This is a genomic window from Cohnella xylanilytica (assembly GCF_014212175.1).
Lineage (GTDB): Bacteria > Bacillota > Bacilli > Paenibacillales > Paenibacillaceae > Cohnella > Cohnella xylanilytica.
Genome location: NZ_JACJVR010000004.1, coordinates 39,646 through 57,293 on the forward strand (window position 1 = coordinate 39,646; position 17,648 = coordinate 57,293).

The window sequence follows — 17,648 nt, forward strand, 5'->3', positions numbered from 1 at the left end:
AAAGAAAAAATACGCTTGACTTCAAGTCGACTTTAATAATTATGCTGTAAAAAGAATTCAATCTCATCGATAGGAGGAGTAAGGAAACCATGTGTACGACACACGCGCTAAGCGTTCCCAGTGCCGGAGTCCCTCTCGAAAAAACCGCGATCGAGCGGAGAGAATTGCGGCCGGATGACGTTCTAATCGATATCAAGTACAGCGGAATCTGCCATTCCGATATTCACAGCGCGTACGGCGAATGGGGCGGCGGAATATTCCCGATGGTTCCCGGCCATGAGATCGCCGGAATCGTGAAGGCCGTGGGCTCCGAGGTGACCCGATTCGCGGTTGGCGATCGCGTTGGCGTGGGATGCTTCGTAGACTCCTGTGGAGAGTGCGAATATTGCCTCAAGGGCGAGGAGCAGTATTGTACGAAAGGCGTCGTGCAAACCTATAATTCGTTGGACTACGACGGCAATCCGACGTACGGGGGATATAGCCAGAGCATCGTCGTTACGGAGAGATTCGTGGTCCGGATCCCGGACGCCCTGCCGCTGGATGCGGCAAGCCCGCTGCTGTGCGCAGGCATCACGACATATTCTCCGTTGAAGCGCTGGAACGCCGGTCCCGGCAAGAAGGTGGCCATCTTGGGGGTTGGAGGGCTCGGCCACCTCGCGATCCAATATGCGCACGCCCTGGGCGCCGAAGTTACGGTGTTGAGCCGCACCCTGGATAAGAGCAGCGAAGCTCTGGGCTTTGGCGCGGATCATTACTTCGCAACCAGCGATCCGGAGACGTTCGCGGCGCTGGCCGGCCGCTTCGACCTGATCTTAAATACCGTGTCCGCGAATCTCGATGTGGATGCGTATTTATCGCTTCTTCGCGTAGACGGTACGCTTGTCCATCTCGGCGCGCCGGGCACGCCCGATCAGTACAACGTATTCTCGCTGCTTATGGGACGCCGCAGCATAGCGGGGTCGCTCGTAGGCGGGATTCGAGAGACTCAGGAGATGCTCGACTTCTCGGCGGAACACGGCATTGCCCCCAAGATCGAAGTTATCGGAGCCGACCAAGTGAATGAAGCCTATGAGCGAGTTCTCCGCAGCGACGTGCGTTATCGATTCGTTATAGATGTATCCACCTTGTAAGTCCTCCCAGCGATCCTGCAGACGATGGCCCTTCCGCCAAGCGGCGGAGGGGCATTTGTCGCGAAGCACAAACGGAATTTGCCCCATCATTGGATAAATTTATACCCTGATTTGGTTTAAATTGACTATATAACAGGATCCGCACTCTCCATCGCATCCATATTCACATTCGAAGTCGGGGTTGGCCGCGGCTATTTTGTCGTTCCATCGGGACAGGAGGTGATGGATTGCTATCGACTTCACGCCTTTTGCAAGCGATTACAAATTGAGGAGAGGTGGCGTTGATTATGGCAAAGCGGGGAACGGTTATGCACAAAGCGAACATTGTTGCGCTGGCTGTCGGTCTGATCTTATCCATGTTCGCTTCCTTATCTGTCGCACCTCAGAAGGCGGAGGCGGCGTCCGCGTACAAGATCATCGGCTATTACCCGGCATGGGCCGCATACGGACGGAATTATCAAGTGGAAGACATGGACGTCTCCAAGGTTACCCACATCAATTATGCTTTCGCGGATATCTGTTGGAACGGCATCCACGGCAATCCGGATCCGGCCTCGCCGAATCCGCAAACCTGGAGCTGCCAGGACGAGGTCGGAACGATTAACGTGCCGAACGGAACGATCGTGCTGGGCGATCCGTGGATCGACGCGCAGAAGAGTCATGCGGGCGATACGTGGGATAAGCCGATCAAAGGCAATATCGGGGCGCTGATCAAGCTGAAGGCGGCGAACCCCCATCTCAAAACGATCATCTCCGTCGGCGGGTGGAGCTGGTCGAACCGGTTCTCGGACGTCACGGCTTCGGCGGCCACCCGCGAAACTTTCGCGAACTCGGCCGTCGATTTCCTGCGCAAGTACCAGTTCGACGGCGTCGACCTGGATTGGGAATATCCGGTCGCCGGGGGGCTGCCGGGCAACAGCTACCGGGCGGAGGATAAGCACAATTACACGCTGCTGCTCCAGACTATTCGCCAGAAGCTGGACGCGGCGGGGGCTGCGGACGGCAAGCAGTATCTCCTGACCATCGCTTCCGGGGCAAGCCCGCAGTATGCGAACAACACGGAGCTGAGTCAGATCGCCGCCATAGTAGATTGGATCAACATCATGACCTACGACTTTAACGGCGGGTGGCAAAATATAAGCGCGCACAACGCTCCGCTGTACTACGACCCGGCTGCGGGCGCCGCCGGCGTGCCGAACGCGGCGGCCTTTAACGACGATGCCGGCGTGCAGGGGCATCTGAATGCGGGAGTACCCGCAAGCAAGCTGGTCCTGGGCGTGCCGTTCTACGGACGCGGATGGAGCGGCTGCGCGCCGGCCGGCAACGGCCAATACCAGAGCTGCACGGGCATGCCCGCAGGGACGTGGGAAGCCGGCGTGTTCGACTTCAGCGACCTGCAGGCTCGTTTCATCAATCTTAACGGCTATACGCGCTATTGGAACGATACGGCGAAGGTTCCCTACTTGTACAATCCGTCGGGCGGCGTCTACATCACTTACGACGACGCGGAGTCCATCGGATACAAGGCCTCGTATATCAAGACGAAGAACCTGGCCGGGGCGATGTTCTGGGAGTTCAGCGGCGATCGCAACAAGACGCTGCTGAATAAGCTCGCGGGCGATTTGGCCTCCCCGGGAGGAGGAGACACGGCGCCTCCGTCCATCCCGGGCAACCTGCGCTCCACCGGCAAAACCGCGAATAGCGTATCGCTCGCCTGGGATGCTTCGACCGACAACGTCGGCGTCGCCGGCTATACGGTGAGCTACGGATCCTCCAACGTGAACGCGACTGGTACCAGCGCGACGATCGGCGGCTTGACCGCGAACACGAGCTACACCTTCACGGTGAAGGCGCGCGACGCGGCGGGCAACGTCTCGGCCGCCAGCGCGCCCCTCACGGTGACGACGAACGCGCCGGCCGGCGACACGACCGCGCCTTCGGCACCGACGAATCTCGCCGTGACGAGCAAAACCTCTTCGAGCGTCAGCCTGAGTTGGAGCGCCTCGACGGATAACGTCGGCGTCGCCGGCTATACGGTGAGCTACGGATCCTCTACCGCGAACGTGACCGGTACGAGCGCGACGATCGGCGGCTTGGCCGCGAACACGAGCTATACCTTCACGGTGAAGGCGTATGACGCGGCGGGCAACGTCTCGGCCGCCAGCGCGCCGCTCACGGCGACGACCGATCCCGGCTCGGGAGCGGCTGCCTGGGCGCCCAACGTCGCTTACAAGGTCGGCGATCTGGCGAGCTACGGCGGCAAGACGTACTCCTGTCTCCAAGCTCATACCTCACTGGTCGGATGGGAACCCCCGATCGTTCCGGCTTTGTGGACCTTGAAGTAAGCCCGCCCATCCGGTGATCCGTAACGTTACACCCTATAGGAGCACGCCCAACTGGGCGTACCCGCACAAGAGACAGTACCCCTCGCCCCTCGGGTACTGTCTCTTTACTGTCTCTTATCTCTTATCTCTTATCTCTTGTCTCTTGTCTCTTGATGTCAGCCAAGCGAATGATATTCGCTTAACAGCTGCCGCATTTTGTCCGCCGTGCCGTCTGGGCGGGGAACGTGGATGGACACCGTCAAATTGGAGTCGGCCGCATACTGGAACGTAACGAGATCGAAATTCAAGTTCCCGAGATTCGGACACCGCAGCGTCTTGGGAGCATCGATGGCGTCGACGACTTCATGGGAGTCCCAAAATTCCCGAAACTCGCTGCTGGCTTGGCACAACGCCTCGTACTGCTCGGACCACCAAGGGTCGTCGGCGTGGCGCGCATACCCGGCATGGAAATTCGCGGCGACCCGCCGCGCATGCGGCTCCCATTGGTCCCCCTTGATATAACGGAAACGGGGGGAAGTAAACGTCATCCAGACCAGGTTCCGCTCCCTATCGGACATAGCCGCGAGATCTCCGTTCAACGCGCAATAGGCCGCATTCCAGGCAATGATATTCATCCGCGCATCCATGGCATTCGACGGGGACAAGCCTTGGCTATCCAGAAAGCGTTGAAGCGCGGGCGTCGCCTCGGCGGGCAGCTTCGATTCGGTCAACGGGAGCTGCTTGCGGGCAAGATAATACAGATGCCTGCGTTCGGATTCATTCAACCGAAGCGCTTCCGCTATTCGATCGAGGACCTCGGCGGATACGTTGATAGGGCGCCCTTGTTCCAAGTAGGTATACCAGTCCAACCCCACATCCGCCAACAGAGCGACCTCCCCTCGGCGAAGTCCGGGCGTGCGCCTGCGTCCGGACTCCCGCAAGCCCGCTTCCCGAGGGGTCATTCGTTCCCGGCGCGTGCGCAAGAACCGGGACAATTCCGCATAACGATCCAATCCGTTCGACATGGCCTCCATGCCCTTCCCCTCCTATCCGCCGTTCGATGAACATGGGATTCCGAATCCTACGATAACCGGATCTCTTCCTAGCCTCGTCAGGCCTCTATACACTAGTCTATGTTCTCCTCAGGGAGAATAGCAAGAATGGACGCAGCGGCCGTAATCGGTCGAGGCCGTTTAGGTCCATTCGCAATCTAATGATCGAGGTGACGAAAATGAAAGTGGCGGCCATAGTCGGGAGCATTCGCCAGGATTCCTACAACCTGAAGATAGCCCGTTATATTCAGAACCGTTATAAGTCCCTTTTCCAGCTGGATATCTTGAACATTCGGGATCTCCCTTTTTACGATCAGGATATCGAATTCGCTCCTCCGCAGCCGGTTATCGACTTCAAGACGCAAGTCGCCGCTGCCGACGCCGTGTTGTGGGTCACTCCGGAGTATAATTCGACCATCCCCGGCGTATTGGCCAACGCGATCGACTGGTTATCCCGCGTGGACCGGGTCATGATCGGGAAGCCCTCATGGATCGTAGGATCCTCGATGGGATTGTTGGGCTCGGTCAAAGCGCAGGGGCATCTGCGAGACGTTCTGTTCTCTTCCGGCATCTCCTCGCCGCTGCTGCCCGGCAACGAAGTGTATATCGGCCTCGTTCACGAGAAGATCGACGAGAAGGGCGAGCTGACGGACGAGCCTACGATCAAGTACCTGGATCTTGTAGCCGATAACTTCGTGACATGGATGAAGGAAGTCGGGAAGCTTGGAGGGAAGGCGAATGTTTGAGCATATCGTTCTCTTGAAGCTCAAGTCCGACGTCCCTGCTGATCGACAAGAAGAGGCGGTGAAGCTCGCGCAAGCCTTCAAGGGCGCGATTCCGGGGATCGTCGATTTAAGCGCCGGGATCAACGTTACGGAGGAAGCAGAGCATATGCAGGGGTATACGTTGGGCATTCGAGTTACTTTCGAGAATCGGCAGGCCTGCCGGGACTATATTCAGCATCCCCTGAATCAGAATTTACTGCAATCCATCGGCCCCTTGGTCGAAGGGATCGTAGTCATGGACTACCCGATAGCTTAAAAAGAAACGCAGGCCAAAGCTGGGAACCGCGCAGCTTTGGCCTGCTTTTTTCGGCCGTTAGGGCAGCTTGCTGAATTGGCTCTCTTGGGCATCGACCAACGCCAGCTTGTAATTGAGCTTTTCCAGCGTTTTGATCAGTCTTGCGATTTGATCTTCCACTTTGTTTTTCTGGACGACCAGCATCGTCCTCCTTAGGGGCAGCGTCTGTTCTCCGCTCTTGTACAGCTCCACGTATTGTTTAATCTCCGCCAGAGGCAGGCCTGTCGAACGAAGGGCCTGCACCGTATCCACGCAGTCGATATAGTGCTCGTTGAATATGCGCACCCCGTTCGCATCCCGGTCGGGGATCGGGAGCACCCCTTCCTTCTCGTAGAATCGCAAGGTATGCGGGCTAGCTCCCGTTCTCTCCGCGACTTCCTTCATCGTATACGCCATTCGCGCGTTCACCGCCTATGGAGGGCTAGAGTTACTCTAACTTATTTTACGACTCGAGCCGGCTTGTCGTCCATGAATCCTCTTGCCTATTAGAGGCCCGCCCGGCATTTGACTTAGAGCGACTTCAACACGGTAATCTAAACGGGAAGCCGCAATATGGATAACGAGGAGGATGTCTCATGGCCAAGACGGTGTTGATCACCGGATGTTCTACCGGATTGGGGAATACGACAGCCAGGAAGTTTGCTGGCGAAGGATGGAATGTGGTTGCGACGATGCGGAAGCCGGACCCGCGGTTGGCGGAGGAGAATCCCGAACGAATCTCCGTTACGGAGCTCGACGTGACCGAGCCGGCCACGATCGAGGCGGCGATCGCCGCAGGAATCGAACGATTCGGCCGGATCGACGCCGTCGTGAACAACGCCGGAGTCAGCATTCTATCGATATTCGAAGCCACGCCCATGGAGGCGATCCGCGGGGTCTTCGAGACCAATGTCTTCGGCGTCATGAACGTCATCCGGGCGGTTACCCCTTATTTCCGCGAACAAGGCGGCGGAACCATCGTCAATATCACTTCGAACGTGGGCTTCGTATCCAACCCGCTCCTAACGGTCTATGTCGCGACCAAGCATGCGGTCGAGGGGCTGTCGGAATCCCTGTCGTACGAGCTGGAGTCGCAAAATATATCCGTGAAGCTGGTGGAGCCCGGAGCCATGCGAACCACGAACTTCGCGTCGAACACCATGGCCGCCGCGCAAAACGTATCCATTCCGGAATCGTACAAGTCCTACTTCGATCATATGATGAACGCCATGATGAACTACCCGTTCGAGAACGCGGACGAGAATCAGGTGGCGGATCAGATTTACGCCGCTGCGTGCGATCCGTCGGATCGGCTGCGCTATCTCGCGGGTCCGGACGCGGAAGAGACGGCGAAGCTGAGATGGTCCGGGTCGGAAGAGACCTACATGGCGGCCATGCGGGACCTGTTGGGGCAGACGGCGTGGCGCAATAGCCGCAATAGCCGGAGCTGATCTTCGAAGGCGATTACGACTCTGTTCGCGAAGGAAGGTTGGAGAATGGAAGATAGAGTACACCCGGAACTTAGAAGTTTGTTCTCCGTTCTGCCGGAGGTCGCATACACTCGGGAAAATTTAGCGGATCTACGGAGAGAGATGCGTGAATTCGCGGTCGGCGCGGCGGCATCGCTGCCCGTTAACGATGGCGTTCTGATCTCGGAGAGGCAGATTCCGGGCGCGCCGGGCGACCCGGACGTCCGGATCAAGATTTACCGACCTAGAGCGGGCAACGGGCCTCTGCCAGGCCTCTTATATATTCACGGCGGCGGCTATATTCTCGGCTCGGCGGATATGATGGACCCTGCCTTGCAGCAGCTGGTATCGGAACTCGAATGCGTGATCGTGTCCGTGGATTACCGGCTGGCTCCGGAGCATCCTTATCCCGCTCCGCTTGAAGATTGCTATGCCGCCCTCCAATGGTTCTCCGACAACGCGGAAGAACTGGGAAGCGACTCTTCCCGAATCGCGGTAATGGGACCCAGCGCCGGAGGCGGATTAACGGCTGCCTTATCGCTGCTGGCCAGAGACCGGAACGGCCCTTCTATCCGGTTCCAAATGCCGCTCTATCCGATGCTGGACGACCGAGGCTTAACCAAGTCCAGCCGCGAGATTACGGATGACCGGGTATGGAACCAAGCGAAGAACCGGCTGGCATGGGAACTGTATCTGGGGACGAACGAAGAAGCCACTCCCTATGCCGCTCCGGCGCGCGCGACCGATCTGTCGGGACTCCCTCCCGCCTACACGTGCGTCGGCGACCTGGACCCTTTCCGCGACGAGACCATCGATTACGTGTTAAGACTCTCGCAGGCCGGCGTTCCGACGGAATTCCATCTGTACCCCGGCTGCTTCCACGGCTTCGAGGAATACTTGCCGTCCGCCGAGATCAGCCAGAGAGTGATAAAGGAATACCGGGCGGCTCTGCAACGCGCCTTCAGCCAATGACCGTTACCGCCCCGCCGCCTGTCCGCGCATAAGGAAGAGGGAGCCAGCCCCGGCCGGCTCCCTTTAATCATCCAGCAGACGGCCATTATCGTTCCATTGACCGTACATTTTATTTTCTCTCGTGTTCGATATGAACTTGTCTAATCTGCTCTTGAATAATTCCGGCTGATTTTTAACGCTCTGTATGGTGTCGATCCGAACTCTCTTATAAAGGTCTGGAAACGCCATAAAATTCGCATAGGCTTGTTTATCCTCTTTTAGCCGTCGCTCAATCTCCTTATCGATCTGAAAAGAATCCGGATTCATGTCGGGGAGAACCCTTCTCCCTTCCTCGCTCATGAGCCCTAGCCTGTCGAGGCGGCGGACGCGTTCTTTATTCAACTCCGTCCATGAACTGTTTTTGCCTCTGGGAGACAGTCTCTGAGCCAGCTCCGTCTCCGACAGTTTCTTTTTGACGCCGTCAATCCATCCGAAGCACAACGCTTCCTCTACCGCGTCCAAGTATAACAGCCGATCCGGTTCGGGCTTCATACGGACCAAGACCCAGCAGAACTTGGCGGTCTTCCCGTTCTCCTGCAGCCAAGCCCTTAACTCTCCTCTCGATTTAACGGGAAGTAAATTTTCCATTTCCATCATGAATATCCATTGTCCTCTCCAGTTCGATCGTATCTCCCGACAAGGGATTTGGAGGTTGCTGCTTTTAGCATGATCAGCAAGAACGCAAGCCATAACAGGATGATACCGCTCCAGATAAATCGATGCGCGCCCAACTGGGCCATAAACCAGCCCCCGATCGAGGTTCCTGCCGTAATGCCAATATTCGAAAAGGAAACAAACAAACTGTTCCCGAATTCGGGAGCTTCTCGGGCATCCGTCATCAACAAGGCTTGACTGAGAATAAGTCCCCCGGAGTGTACGGCTCCCCACACGAATACGATGACCGCCATCGGCCAAAAGGAAGAACCCCAATAATAAGCGAATAAGTAAACAGCCGCATAGACGAGCGGAAACAGGATGACGGTTCGGGTCATGTTCGCGTTCGCAAAGAATCCGAACAGAAAGTTCCCTGCAATCATGGTGACGCCGAAGACCATCAACATGAGGCTAATCCACGTACCGTTCATATGGGTGACTTCTCCGAGATATTCGGCGAAGTAGCTATAAACGGAACTCATAGCCGTAAAGATCGTCGCAACGATCAGGATCGTTAACCACAATTGAGGCTTGCGCAATAGACCGAGCTGCTTGCCGAAAGTCATTCGTTCCTTAACGGGCATAGAAGGAAGCCGGACAATAATTCCTATGAAGGCGGCCAAACTGACGATAGCTCCGAACAGGAAGGCAGCGCTCAGAGAGATTTTCGCGGCGAGATACGATGTAATCGGCACGCCGAAAGCGAAGCCGACCGTGATCCCGGCCATCACTTGGGTGACCGCTCGGCCGCTTCTCTCGGGAGGAACGAGGCTGGCGGCGGCCGCGAACGCAATCGAGAAAAAGAGGGGATGAAACAACGCGGGAATGATCCGGAAAGCCAGCATCGCTGCGAACTCGGTCGTATACGCGTACACCATATTCGAGATGGCGAACATAAGGATAGCGGCCAGCAAAACCGCTTTACGATTCAGGCCGGAAGCGAGCAAGGTCAGGAATGGGCCTGACACGGCCACGATTAAAGCAAATACGCTTACCAGGTACCCGGCCTGCGAAGGCGTTATGTCAAATTGTTGAGAGACTTGGGGAAGAACGCCGATGATGCCCATCTCGGTTGTAATAATGCCGAATACGCCTAGCGCCAGGAAAAAGAGAAACGAAGAGCGGGTTTTTACCATAATAGCGACTCCCTTGGTCTGCGTAAAGGTGAATTAAAAAAATGGTCTCCAGTTTCAAGACCATTTTTTAATGGGTTACCGTTTATTGGAGATCACTTGATCCAGGAACTTATCCGCGTCGCTATTGAACTTCCAGGCAACGCCGAATTTATCGACCAACATTCCGAAGCAAGAAGACCAAGGCGCTTCGGATAACGGCATGATCACATGACCGCCTGCGGACAAATTAGAGAAGTAACTCTGCAGCGCCTGCTTATCCTCGATAACGATACTAATCAGGATATGGTTGCCTTTAACCAGCTCGCCCGTTACGCTCTTCATCGAAGGCAGAATGTCCGACATCATGATTTTCCCGCCTGCGAATTCGATGGAAGACTCCATGATCATATCGAGCTCGTTGTCCGGCAGCGGGTAGTTCGGATCTTGCGGGATATCCCCGAATTTCACTTGCTTGACTTCGGTCGCGTTCAAAGCCTCCGCATAAAATCCGATCGCTTGTTCCGCATTTCCATCAAAGTTTAAATAGGCAATAGCCGCCATCAGTCATACCTCCTTCATGTGATAAATGAAGTATAATGGATAAGAGGTGACACCTGTATGTCACCATTCAATCATGAATTTCGCAAAAAGGAGGGGAAGTATGGAAAAGATCGAGAGGTTAATATCCATCATCATGATCTTGTTGAAAAAGGATGTCGTATCCACAACGGAATTCACGCAATTATTCAACGTCTCCAAAAGAACGATTCTTCGCGATATGGAGACGCTGAGCTTGTCCAACATCCCCATCTATTCGGTCAGCGGAATTCATGGCGGCTACGCTATTATGGACGAATACAAGGTGGATAAACGTCTTCTGACTAGCTCCGACTTGGAGAACATCTTGGCGGCGCTCGGCGGATTGGAGCAAATTCTGCTTAGCGAAGAGGTTGAATTGACGATCAAAAAAATAGAGGCAATGGTGAGCCCATTGTCTCCGAAAGGTTCCATCCAAGTGTCGTTCTATGATTGGGAGGGTCGTTCTGACATTCTTCAAACCTTGAAGAGGTGCCAGGAGGCTATATTAGCGAGAAGAATCCTATCCTTCGATTACATCGATAAAAACGGCGCGAAAACGAATCGAAGGGTCGAGCCTTACCAGCTTCATTTCAGCGAGACGAGTTGGTATTTAAGAGGATACTGTCTGCATCGCATGAGGTACAGAACCTTTAAGTTATCCCGGATGGATGATCTTCATGTGGATGACAAGACATTTGTCCCCAGAGAGGATTTATTGGAGCAAGAACATGAAGCCAGCTATCAGCCGGAACTGGTCGCCGTCAAAGCGTTGATCTCGCCCGCCGTAAAGGATCGGTTCATTGAAAGGTACGGTCGCAAGAGTATCGAACCCTACGGTTCCGAACTGTTCCTGGCCACGATCCATGTTCCTCAGAACGGCATCGGATTTCAATTTCTGGCAAGCTTCGGGACGAATCTCGAAGTCGTGGAGCCCCAATCCTATGTAGAACAATTCCGGGATTATTTGCTTGCGATGGTGGCAAAATATACGCCTGAAGGTAAGACGTGAAGGATGAAAGGACGCATTACGGAACAATCTCGAAAACGGAGCCTTGGTTCCGATCCGCCACCTTCATCGAACCATTCACCCCTAAATAAAGTCTGGTTTGATCCAGATTCGTTCCCAAACTAACATAATAAGCCGATTGCGCTCCAAAATCATAGTCGATCTCGATCACGCTATAGTCGCTTGGCCTGCATTCCGTTTGCGCTCGGGTATAAGCCAGAACCCCTCTTACCGGTGGTTGAGAGCCTTGCCGGGCCACATCGGTGAAGACAACGCTTCCCCTTAAATCGGGGATTTCATTCCCCATGTAGCACTGGACTCCCGTAAGCGCAGTTCCGCCGAATTTATCGGGCCTCGGATCTTGATGGAAATAACTCGTTAAAGGCGGAAGACGCCTTGCCGAAGCGATTACGGCATCGTCGTAATAAGCCATGGTCTTCTCGTCCAAAGCCGGATTGGCCGGGCAGCCCCTCAGGATCGAAGTAGGAAAAGCACCCTCCCATCCTCGCCAGCCAAAATGAATAAATCCTTCCTGGTCAAGTTCGGCATTCCTTAAAGAGGCTTGGACAAGCTGAGTAACCGGTATCGGCTTATAATGAACGAAGGAATAAATCGACTCGACCAAATCCTGTCCGACGATTCCCGCATATTTCAGATACCGATCATAAAGCCGTTGGTAGGCGATGCCCGGAATATTGCGAACCCCTTTGGCGATTACCGTAAGCGTCTCCTGAATAGGCGCGGGAAGTTCATCGAAACGCGTCACTACGGGCGGATTCGGAATCGATGTGTTTTTATGGACGTCGATTTCAATAATCTTCCCGGCTATCTCCCTGTCATCCTGGCTTAAGTTAAAGGGATCGTAGCCGGAGCCGCCATCTCCGGTCGTCAAGACGAGTTTGCCCGTCTCGGGGGAGAAGGTTAAGCTGTTGACCCCATTATGATTGAGAAAGGGTCTTCTTAAGTTCAGCAAGGTCCGCCCTTTCCGAAATTGACCATTCGGCTGCAAGATCCATTCTTCGACCGTATCGATATGATCGTAATTCGATTCTCTATTTATCCACTTGAGGTTCAAGGTATCGGGATTACAGGGGTCGGGCTTAAAGGATTCCGGAGGAGCGCCCGGCATGGCGCCCGGGCCTTGCGTTCCGGCTGCCGAATAATGAAGGTAGAAGTAACCGTTGTAATAAAAATAGGGATGGAACGCTAACCCTAACAATCCCCGTTCGTCATATCCTCCGGAAGAGCCGCCCAGCTTGAGGATTCGCGAGCTCATATCCAAGAAAGTCCATAACGCTCCGTCTCGTACGCATAGAATCTCTCCCACCTGGGTTGCGATAAATAAGCTCTCCGTCGAGTCGCCCGGAAGGACAGCCGTTTTCAATACAGTGGGCATATGGATCCTGCTTACAACGGGCCGCAAACGAACCTTCACTTTGCTCAACGACCGCCTGCCTCCCTCCACTTGTCTCCTTCCTTAGGGATATGATACGAACGGTTCCATTAGTACCGAAGTTCGGATTAGCGTGAAGGCAAACTTTTTTTATGTCTAACAAACTTTTTGTTTGAATGCGGCTGCGCTTATGGTAGACTCATCTCGTGAACCGTTGCAGAAGGAGGCAAGGCGGATGGAGTCGGTAACGGATGAGATGGAGTTTCTGCGAGACATGGTCCGGGCGCTGGCCGCCCAATTCGGCTCGAACTGCGAGGTGGTGCTGCACGATCTGCGGCGTCCGTACGACAGCACGATCGTAGCGATCGAGAACGGGCACGTGACCGGCCGCAAGGTCGGGGACCCGGGCACGAATCTGGGGCTGGAGATTCTGCGCGGCACGGAGCAGGACGGCAACAAGTTCAATTACTTGACCCAGACGAAGGATGGCCGCATGCTGCGCTCTACCTCCGTCTATATGAAGAACAAGAACGGCGAGACGATCGGCGCGTTGTGCATCAACTTCGACATTACGGACCTGATGGTCGCGGAGAAGACGCTGCAATCGCTCACGCTGACCGGTCAAGCGAGTCCGGTGAAGGAGTCGTTCGTGAGCAATGTGAGCGATCTGTTGGACGCGCTGCTTCAGGAGGCGCAGGAGCAGATCGGCAAACCCGTGGCGCTGATGCAGAAGGAAGACAAGAGGCGAATGGTCGAGCTGCTGGATCGCAAAGGGGCGCTGCTGGTGAAGAAGGGCGGCGAGAGAATCTGCCAGTTCCTCAACATCTCGAAGTACACGCTGTACAGCTATCTGGAAGAGATCAAGAGCGGTTCCGGCGCCGAGGGGCGATAGACAGGCGAGCGGGACTCGGGCAGTTCTACTATCGGAAAAAGGGGCTTGGTGCGATTGACTTCGGAATCCTCGGAAGCATGGGACGCGATCGAGACGCCGTGCGTCGTGATCGATATGGACCGCCTGGAGCGAAATCTCGCGCGGATGGCGGAGACGGCGCGCCTGCATCAGGTGAAGCTGCGGCCGCATACGAAGACGCATAAGCTGCCGCGCATAGCCGAGCTGCAGCTCGCGGCCGGCGCCGCCGGCATCACCGTGGCGAAGGTGTCGGAGGCGGAAGTGATGGCGCAGCACGGATTAAGCGATATCTTCATCGCTTACCCGCTCATTCGGGAGAGCAAGATCGAGCGAGCCGTCCGCTTGAACGAGCGCATCGGGCTCATCCTGGGCGTCGACAGCCTGGAGGGCGCGAGGCGGCTGTCGGAGGCGGCAGGCCGGCACGGCCAAGTTCTGCAGGTCCGGCTCGAGGTCGACACCGGGCTTCGCCGGACCGGGGTGCTCTATGACGACGCCGCAGCGCTCGCGCATCAGGTGCACGCCCTGCCCCATCTGCGGCTGACGGGCCTCTACACGTTCCGCGGCGCCGTGCTCGGCGGCCAGCCAACGATCGACCTCGAGGCGGCGGGCCGCGAGGAGGGAACGCTCATGGCCAAGCTGGCCGAGCGGCTTCGCGCCGAGGGGCTGCCGATCGAGGACGTGAGCGTCGGCTCGACGCCGACATCCGCCTATGCCGCGGCCGTGCCGGGCGTGACGGAGATTCGGCCCGGCACGTACGTGTTCCAGGACGCGATGCAGGCGAAGCTCGGCGTGTGCGCGCTCGACGATTGCGCCGGGACCGTGCACGTTACGGTCGTGAGCCGCCCGTCGCCGGAGCTCGCCGTCATCGACGGCGGCAGCAAGACGTTCGCGACCGACGTGCAGCCGGGCACGGAGCCGCTCGGGCTCGTCGGCTTCGGCCGTATCCTCGGGCTGGACGACGCCGTGCTGGAACGGATGTCGGAGGAGCACGGCATGCTGCGGCTCGGCCCTGCCGCGCAGGCGGCGAACCCGCAGGTGGGGGACCGGCTGGCGATTATCCCCAACCATATTTGCAGCACGGTGAACCTGCACAATACGGTCGTGCTGGCGCGTGCGGCGTCCGGGGCTAGCATAGGGCTGCTGGACGCGCCCAAGCTGAATCTGGAGCGGGTACCGGTGCCCTGCCGCGGGATGCTGGAGTAGCCCGGCGAAGATCCCTTGATCCGGCGCAGCGCTGCTGCCGCCATCGCCATTGCCATTGCATGAATCTAACCTTAGGAGGTGCCCGCTATGGCACGAATCGAAAAGCGTATCGAAGAGCTCGGTCTCGTACTGCCCCCGTCCCCTGTACCCAAGTTTACGTATATCCCTTGCAGCCGGACCGGCAACCTGATCTATCTGTCCGGGCAAGATTGCCGCGACGCGACAGGCACTCTGATCTACGAAGGGAAGCTCGGCCGCGAGCTGACCATTGAGCAAGGCCAGGAGGCCGCCCGCCAGACGATCCTCAATTGCATCGCCGTCATGAAGGGATACCTCGGCGACCTCGACCGGGTCGTGCGCATCGTCAAGGTGCTCGGCTTCGTCAACAGCGCACCGGGCTTCGCCGACCAGCCGTTCGTCATGAACGGCGCGTCCGACCTGCTCGTCGACATCTTCGGCGAGAACGGCAAGCACGCCCGCTCCGCGATCGGGACGAGCGAGCTGCCGTTCCATACGCCGGTGGAGATCGAGCTGATCGCCGAGATCCGCGACTGACCTCCCGCCCGCTCAAAGAGAAACCGCCTCTACATCAGAGGCGGTTTTGTGCGATCCTTTTACCATTGTTTAGGTGGGGTGAGCTAATGAGAAAAAAACTGCAAATTTACATTTCGTCTACTTACTACGATCTTATAGAGGAAAGACATACCGCTGTCGAAGCCATCCTTCAAGCCGGTCATATCCCTGCCGGAGTCGAGCAATCTTTCAGGGAAAGCCCTATGAAAATAAGGAAGAGATGGATCGACGATTCCGATGTATATATCCTGATTCTCGGAGGATTCTATGGCTTGACGCTTCCCGATGATGAATCCAAGAGCTATACGCATTGGGAATACGAGTATGCCGGAGAGGCGGGCAAACCCCGATTTGCTTTTGTCGTCACGGAGAAAGCTTTGAGACTGAAGCCGTACGACTTCACCGCAATCGAACACTATCAGGAATTCCAGGAGTTTAAGCAATCGGTCATGGAACAAGTCCCTATCTATTATGTGGAAGACTTACGGCACATTAAGATGGTCCTTCGCGACCAATTGCCGGTATATGCGGCAAGAGACGATCTGTATGGCTGGATCTCCGGCAAGGAGATCCCCGACGTCCGGGAGCTGTTGGAGGAGAATGCCCGATTGAAGGCGGAGTTGGAAAAAAAGCAATGAAGGAGGGCTGGCGCAAAACCAGCCCCAACATACTCAATCGAACCTTCTCATTGCTTCGGAAACCCCCTTCCTAATAAAGAGGACACCCTCTGTGGAGAGGGCGTCCGGATCGATTCGCCGCTTATTGCCGCGGAGCCATGTTGTTGTAGATGTTCGTCGCGTTCACCTTGCCCGTGCCGACGTCATCGGTCGTGAAGCCGGACACGATGTTGCCGACCTTGAACTCCTTCTGCAGCAGCTCCTCCGAAGGCTCGGCGGCCGTCGGGCCGTCGATGCCCATCTTCGTCTCCGGCGTCACCGTGACCCACAGATCGCCTACCTTGAAGCTCTTGCCATCCTCGCTCACTTCGGAGATGACGCCGTCGATGTTGACGGCAGCCTTGCCCTTAACCGCGGGCTTCGCTTCGCCGTCCTTCTCCGGCGCGATGAGGTTGTAGATCGCATCGGCCGTTACCCGGCCGGTGCTGACGTCCTGGGAGGTGTAGCCGGACACGATGTCGCCGACCTGGAAGTTCTTCCGCAGCAGCTCTTCGGATGGCTTCGCCGCCGTCGGCTCGCTGCTGCCCAGCTTCGTTTGATCCGTGACCTCCACCCACAGGTCGCCCACCTTGAAGCTCTTGCCGTCCGCGCTCACCTCGGAGATGACGCCGTCGATATTGACCGCTACCTTGCCCATGATCGGAGGCTTCGCCGTCGCGGCAGCCGAGGGCTGGGACGAAGGCGTCGTCGCCGGAGAACTCGGATTCAGCGCGAGAATGCCTGCCGCGAGCACCGCGCATGCCGCGAGGCCGGCCGTCCAACCCATTGCTTTTCTCTTCTTCGTCAATTCCATGTTCATCCGCTCCTTATGATTCATCAGTTTGGTATAGGTCGCTTCCTGGAAATCCTCGCTGGTCTTCAAATGGGACATCGCGGACTTATAAACAGATTTCTTCATCCTCCATGCCTCCAATCTTCTCCTTCAGGAGCGCGCGCCCTCTCGCCAGCCATGTCCCCACCGTGGCGGGTTTGGCTTCAAGGATCGTCGCGATCTCCTGGATGGAATAGCCTTCGTAATAGTGCAGATGGATCGGAATCCGGTACTTCTTGTCCAAGGCCAGAACGGCTTGCAGAACGTCGCTCTCTTCCTTCGGGAGGTAGCTCAGGTCGTCGGGAACCGGGTTGCGGCTTCGGAACCATCCGGCCTTCAGTCTATTTTTGCTTTTATTAATGGTCGTTCGAATAAGCCACGCTTTCTCGTGCTCGCCGTTCTCGAATACGGGGCGCTTCTGCAGATACGCGAGGAAGACGTCCTGCGCGACCTCTTCCGCATCCGCCGTGTTCTTCAGGTAGGCGAAGGCGATCTTGATCAAGCTTTGCGAATAAAGACCCAAGGCCCGTCGCACAGATTCATTGAGCTCGAATGAATTGTACACCTCAGTACCTCCTTTCACCTTCAATACAACCGAGCGCTCGATTATTTTTCATAGGGGGCGATTTTTTTTGAGAAAATAATCTCCGCTTGCTCTAGACGAGCCGAGACCCGCCAAGGA

The 17,648-nt window shown here is 56.4% G+C and carries 19 protein-coding genes; 11 read left to right on the forward strand and 8 right to left on the reverse strand.

The genetic code is table 11. The features are described from left to right. The first annotated feature begins 89 nt into the window (after positions 1–89). On the forward strand, positions 90–1,130 hold the full coding sequence (locus H7B90_RS01410) for an NAD(P)-dependent alcohol dehydrogenase (protein WP_185134082.1): 1,041 nt from the start codon (positions 90–92) through the stop codon (positions 1,128–1,130). A 287-nt stretch (positions 1,131–1,417) separates the two neighbouring features. Further along, positions 1,418–3,475, forward strand: a complete 2,058-nt coding sequence (locus tag H7B90_RS01415; RefSeq protein WP_185134083.1) for a glycosyl hydrolase family 18 protein — start codon at positions 1,418–1,420, stop codon at positions 3,473–3,475. Positions 3,476–3,630: 155 nt separating this feature from the next. Here the strand turns inward: H7B90_RS01415 and H7B90_RS01420 are convergent, their stop codons facing one another. Then, positions 3,631–4,488 (reverse strand): helix-turn-helix transcriptional regulator, encoded by an 858-nt coding sequence (locus H7B90_RS01420; protein ID WP_246578502.1) that lies wholly within the window; start codon positions 4,486–4,488, stop codon positions 3,631–3,633. Between the two features lie 197 nt (positions 4,489–4,685). On the opposite strand from H7B90_RS01420, the gene H7B90_RS01425 reads away from it, so the two are divergent. Both H7B90_RS01425 and H7B90_RS01430 read left to right on the forward strand, forming a co-directional pair. Further along, complete coding sequence (locus H7B90_RS01425) at positions 4,686–5,252, forward strand: NADPH-dependent FMN reductase (RefSeq protein ID WP_185134084.1); 567 nt, start codon at positions 4,686–4,688, stop codon at positions 5,250–5,252. Then, entirely contained in the window at positions 5,245–5,547 is a 303-nt protein-coding gene (locus tag H7B90_RS01430; protein ID WP_185134085.1) for a Dabb family protein, read from the forward strand. Before H7B90_RS01425 ends, H7B90_RS01430 begins: the two co-directional genes overlap by 8 nt. A 57-nt stretch (positions 5,548–5,604) precedes the next feature. Here H7B90_RS01430 and H7B90_RS01435 read toward each other — a convergent pair whose 3' ends face one another. Further along, positions 5,605–5,982, reverse strand: coding sequence for a MerR family transcriptional regulator (locus H7B90_RS01435; protein ID WP_185134086.1), 378 nt, complete (start codon positions 5,980–5,982; stop codon positions 5,605–5,607). 179 nt (positions 5,983–6,161) lie between these two features. On the opposite strand from H7B90_RS01435, the gene H7B90_RS01440 reads away from it, so the two are divergent. Both H7B90_RS01440 and H7B90_RS01445 read left to right on the forward strand, forming a co-directional pair. Continuing rightward, positions 6,162–7,016 (forward strand): SDR family oxidoreductase, encoded by an 855-nt coding sequence (locus H7B90_RS01440; protein ID WP_185134087.1) that lies wholly within the window; start codon positions 6,162–6,164, stop codon positions 7,014–7,016. Positions 7,017–7,061: 45 nt separating this feature from the next. After that, positions 7,062–8,006, forward strand: a complete 945-nt coding sequence (locus H7B90_RS01445; RefSeq protein WP_185134088.1) for an alpha/beta hydrolase — start codon at positions 7,062–7,064, stop codon at positions 8,004–8,006. Between the two features lie 63 nt (positions 8,007–8,069). On the opposite strand, the gene H7B90_RS01450 is transcribed toward H7B90_RS01445, so the two are convergent. From H7B90_RS01450 to H7B90_RS01460, 3 genes are all read right to left on the reverse strand, one after another. Beyond that, on the reverse strand, positions 8,070–8,639 hold the full coding sequence (locus H7B90_RS01450) for a YdeI/OmpD-associated family protein (protein ID WP_185134137.1): 570 nt from the start codon (positions 8,637–8,639) through the stop codon (positions 8,070–8,072). After that, positions 8,639–9,835: an MFS transporter gene (locus H7B90_RS01455; RefSeq protein WP_185134089.1), complete on the reverse strand. Its 1,197-nt coding sequence runs from the start codon at positions 9,833–9,835 to the stop codon at positions 8,639–8,641. The genes H7B90_RS01450 and H7B90_RS01455 overlap by 1 nt, the downstream gene beginning before the upstream one ends. Positions 9,836–9,910: 75 nt before the next feature. Then, positions 9,911–10,375, reverse strand: a complete 465-nt coding sequence (locus tag H7B90_RS01460; protein ID WP_185134090.1) for a VOC family protein — start codon at positions 10,373–10,375, stop codon at positions 9,911–9,913. A gap of 100 nt (positions 10,376–10,475) precedes the next feature. Between H7B90_RS01460 and H7B90_RS01465 the strand changes: the two genes are divergently transcribed. After that, on the forward strand, positions 10,476–11,402 hold the full coding sequence (locus H7B90_RS01465) for a helix-turn-helix transcriptional regulator (RefSeq protein ID WP_185134091.1): 927 nt from the start codon (positions 10,476–10,478) through the stop codon (positions 11,400–11,402). 16 nt (positions 11,403–11,418) lie between these two features. On the opposite strand, the gene H7B90_RS01470 is transcribed toward H7B90_RS01465, so the two are convergent. Further along, a complete protein-coding gene (locus tag H7B90_RS01470; protein ID WP_185134092.1) occupies positions 11,419–12,843 on the reverse strand; it encodes a PQQ-dependent sugar dehydrogenase in 1,425 nt (474 codons plus the stop codon). Positions 12,844–13,027: 184 nt separating this feature from the next. Here H7B90_RS01470 and H7B90_RS01475 point away from each other — a divergent pair, with 184 nt between their 5' ends. From H7B90_RS01475 to H7B90_RS01490, 4 genes are all read left to right on the forward strand, one after another. After that, entirely contained in the window at positions 13,028–13,684 is a 657-nt protein-coding gene (locus H7B90_RS01475) for a helix-turn-helix transcriptional regulator (RefSeq protein WP_185134093.1), read from the forward strand. A 54-nt stretch (positions 13,685–13,738) separates the two neighbouring features. Further along, positions 13,739–14,905: an alanine racemase gene (locus H7B90_RS01480; protein WP_260410649.1), complete on the forward strand. Its 1,167-nt coding sequence runs from the start codon at positions 13,739–13,741 to the stop codon at positions 14,903–14,905. A gap of 87 nt (positions 14,906–14,992) precedes the next feature. Further along, positions 14,993–15,460 (forward strand): RidA family protein, encoded by a 468-nt coding sequence (locus H7B90_RS01485; RefSeq protein WP_185134094.1) that lies wholly within the window; start codon positions 14,993–14,995, stop codon positions 15,458–15,460. A gap of 86 nt (positions 15,461–15,546) precedes the next feature. After that, positions 15,547–16,116 (forward strand): DUF4062 domain-containing protein, encoded by a 570-nt coding sequence (locus tag H7B90_RS01490; protein WP_185134095.1) that lies wholly within the window; start codon positions 15,547–15,549, stop codon positions 16,114–16,116. 121 nt (positions 16,117–16,237) lie between these two features. Here the strand turns inward: H7B90_RS01490 and H7B90_RS01495 are convergent, their stop codons facing one another. Both H7B90_RS01495 and H7B90_RS01500 read right to left on the reverse strand, forming a co-directional pair. After that, the gene (locus H7B90_RS01495; RefSeq protein WP_185134096.1) at positions 16,238–17,053 is read right to left on the reverse strand and encodes a DUF5666 domain-containing protein; all 816 of its coding nucleotides are present in this window, start codon (positions 17,051–17,053) and stop codon (positions 16,238–16,240) included. Continuing rightward, the gene (locus H7B90_RS01500; RefSeq protein ID WP_185134097.1) at positions 17,034–17,531 is read right to left on the reverse strand and encodes an RNA polymerase sigma factor; all 498 of its coding nucleotides are present in this window, start codon (positions 17,529–17,531) and stop codon (positions 17,034–17,036) included. Before H7B90_RS01500 ends, H7B90_RS01495 begins: the two co-directional genes overlap by 20 nt. Positions 17,532–17,648 lie beyond the last annotated feature (117 nt).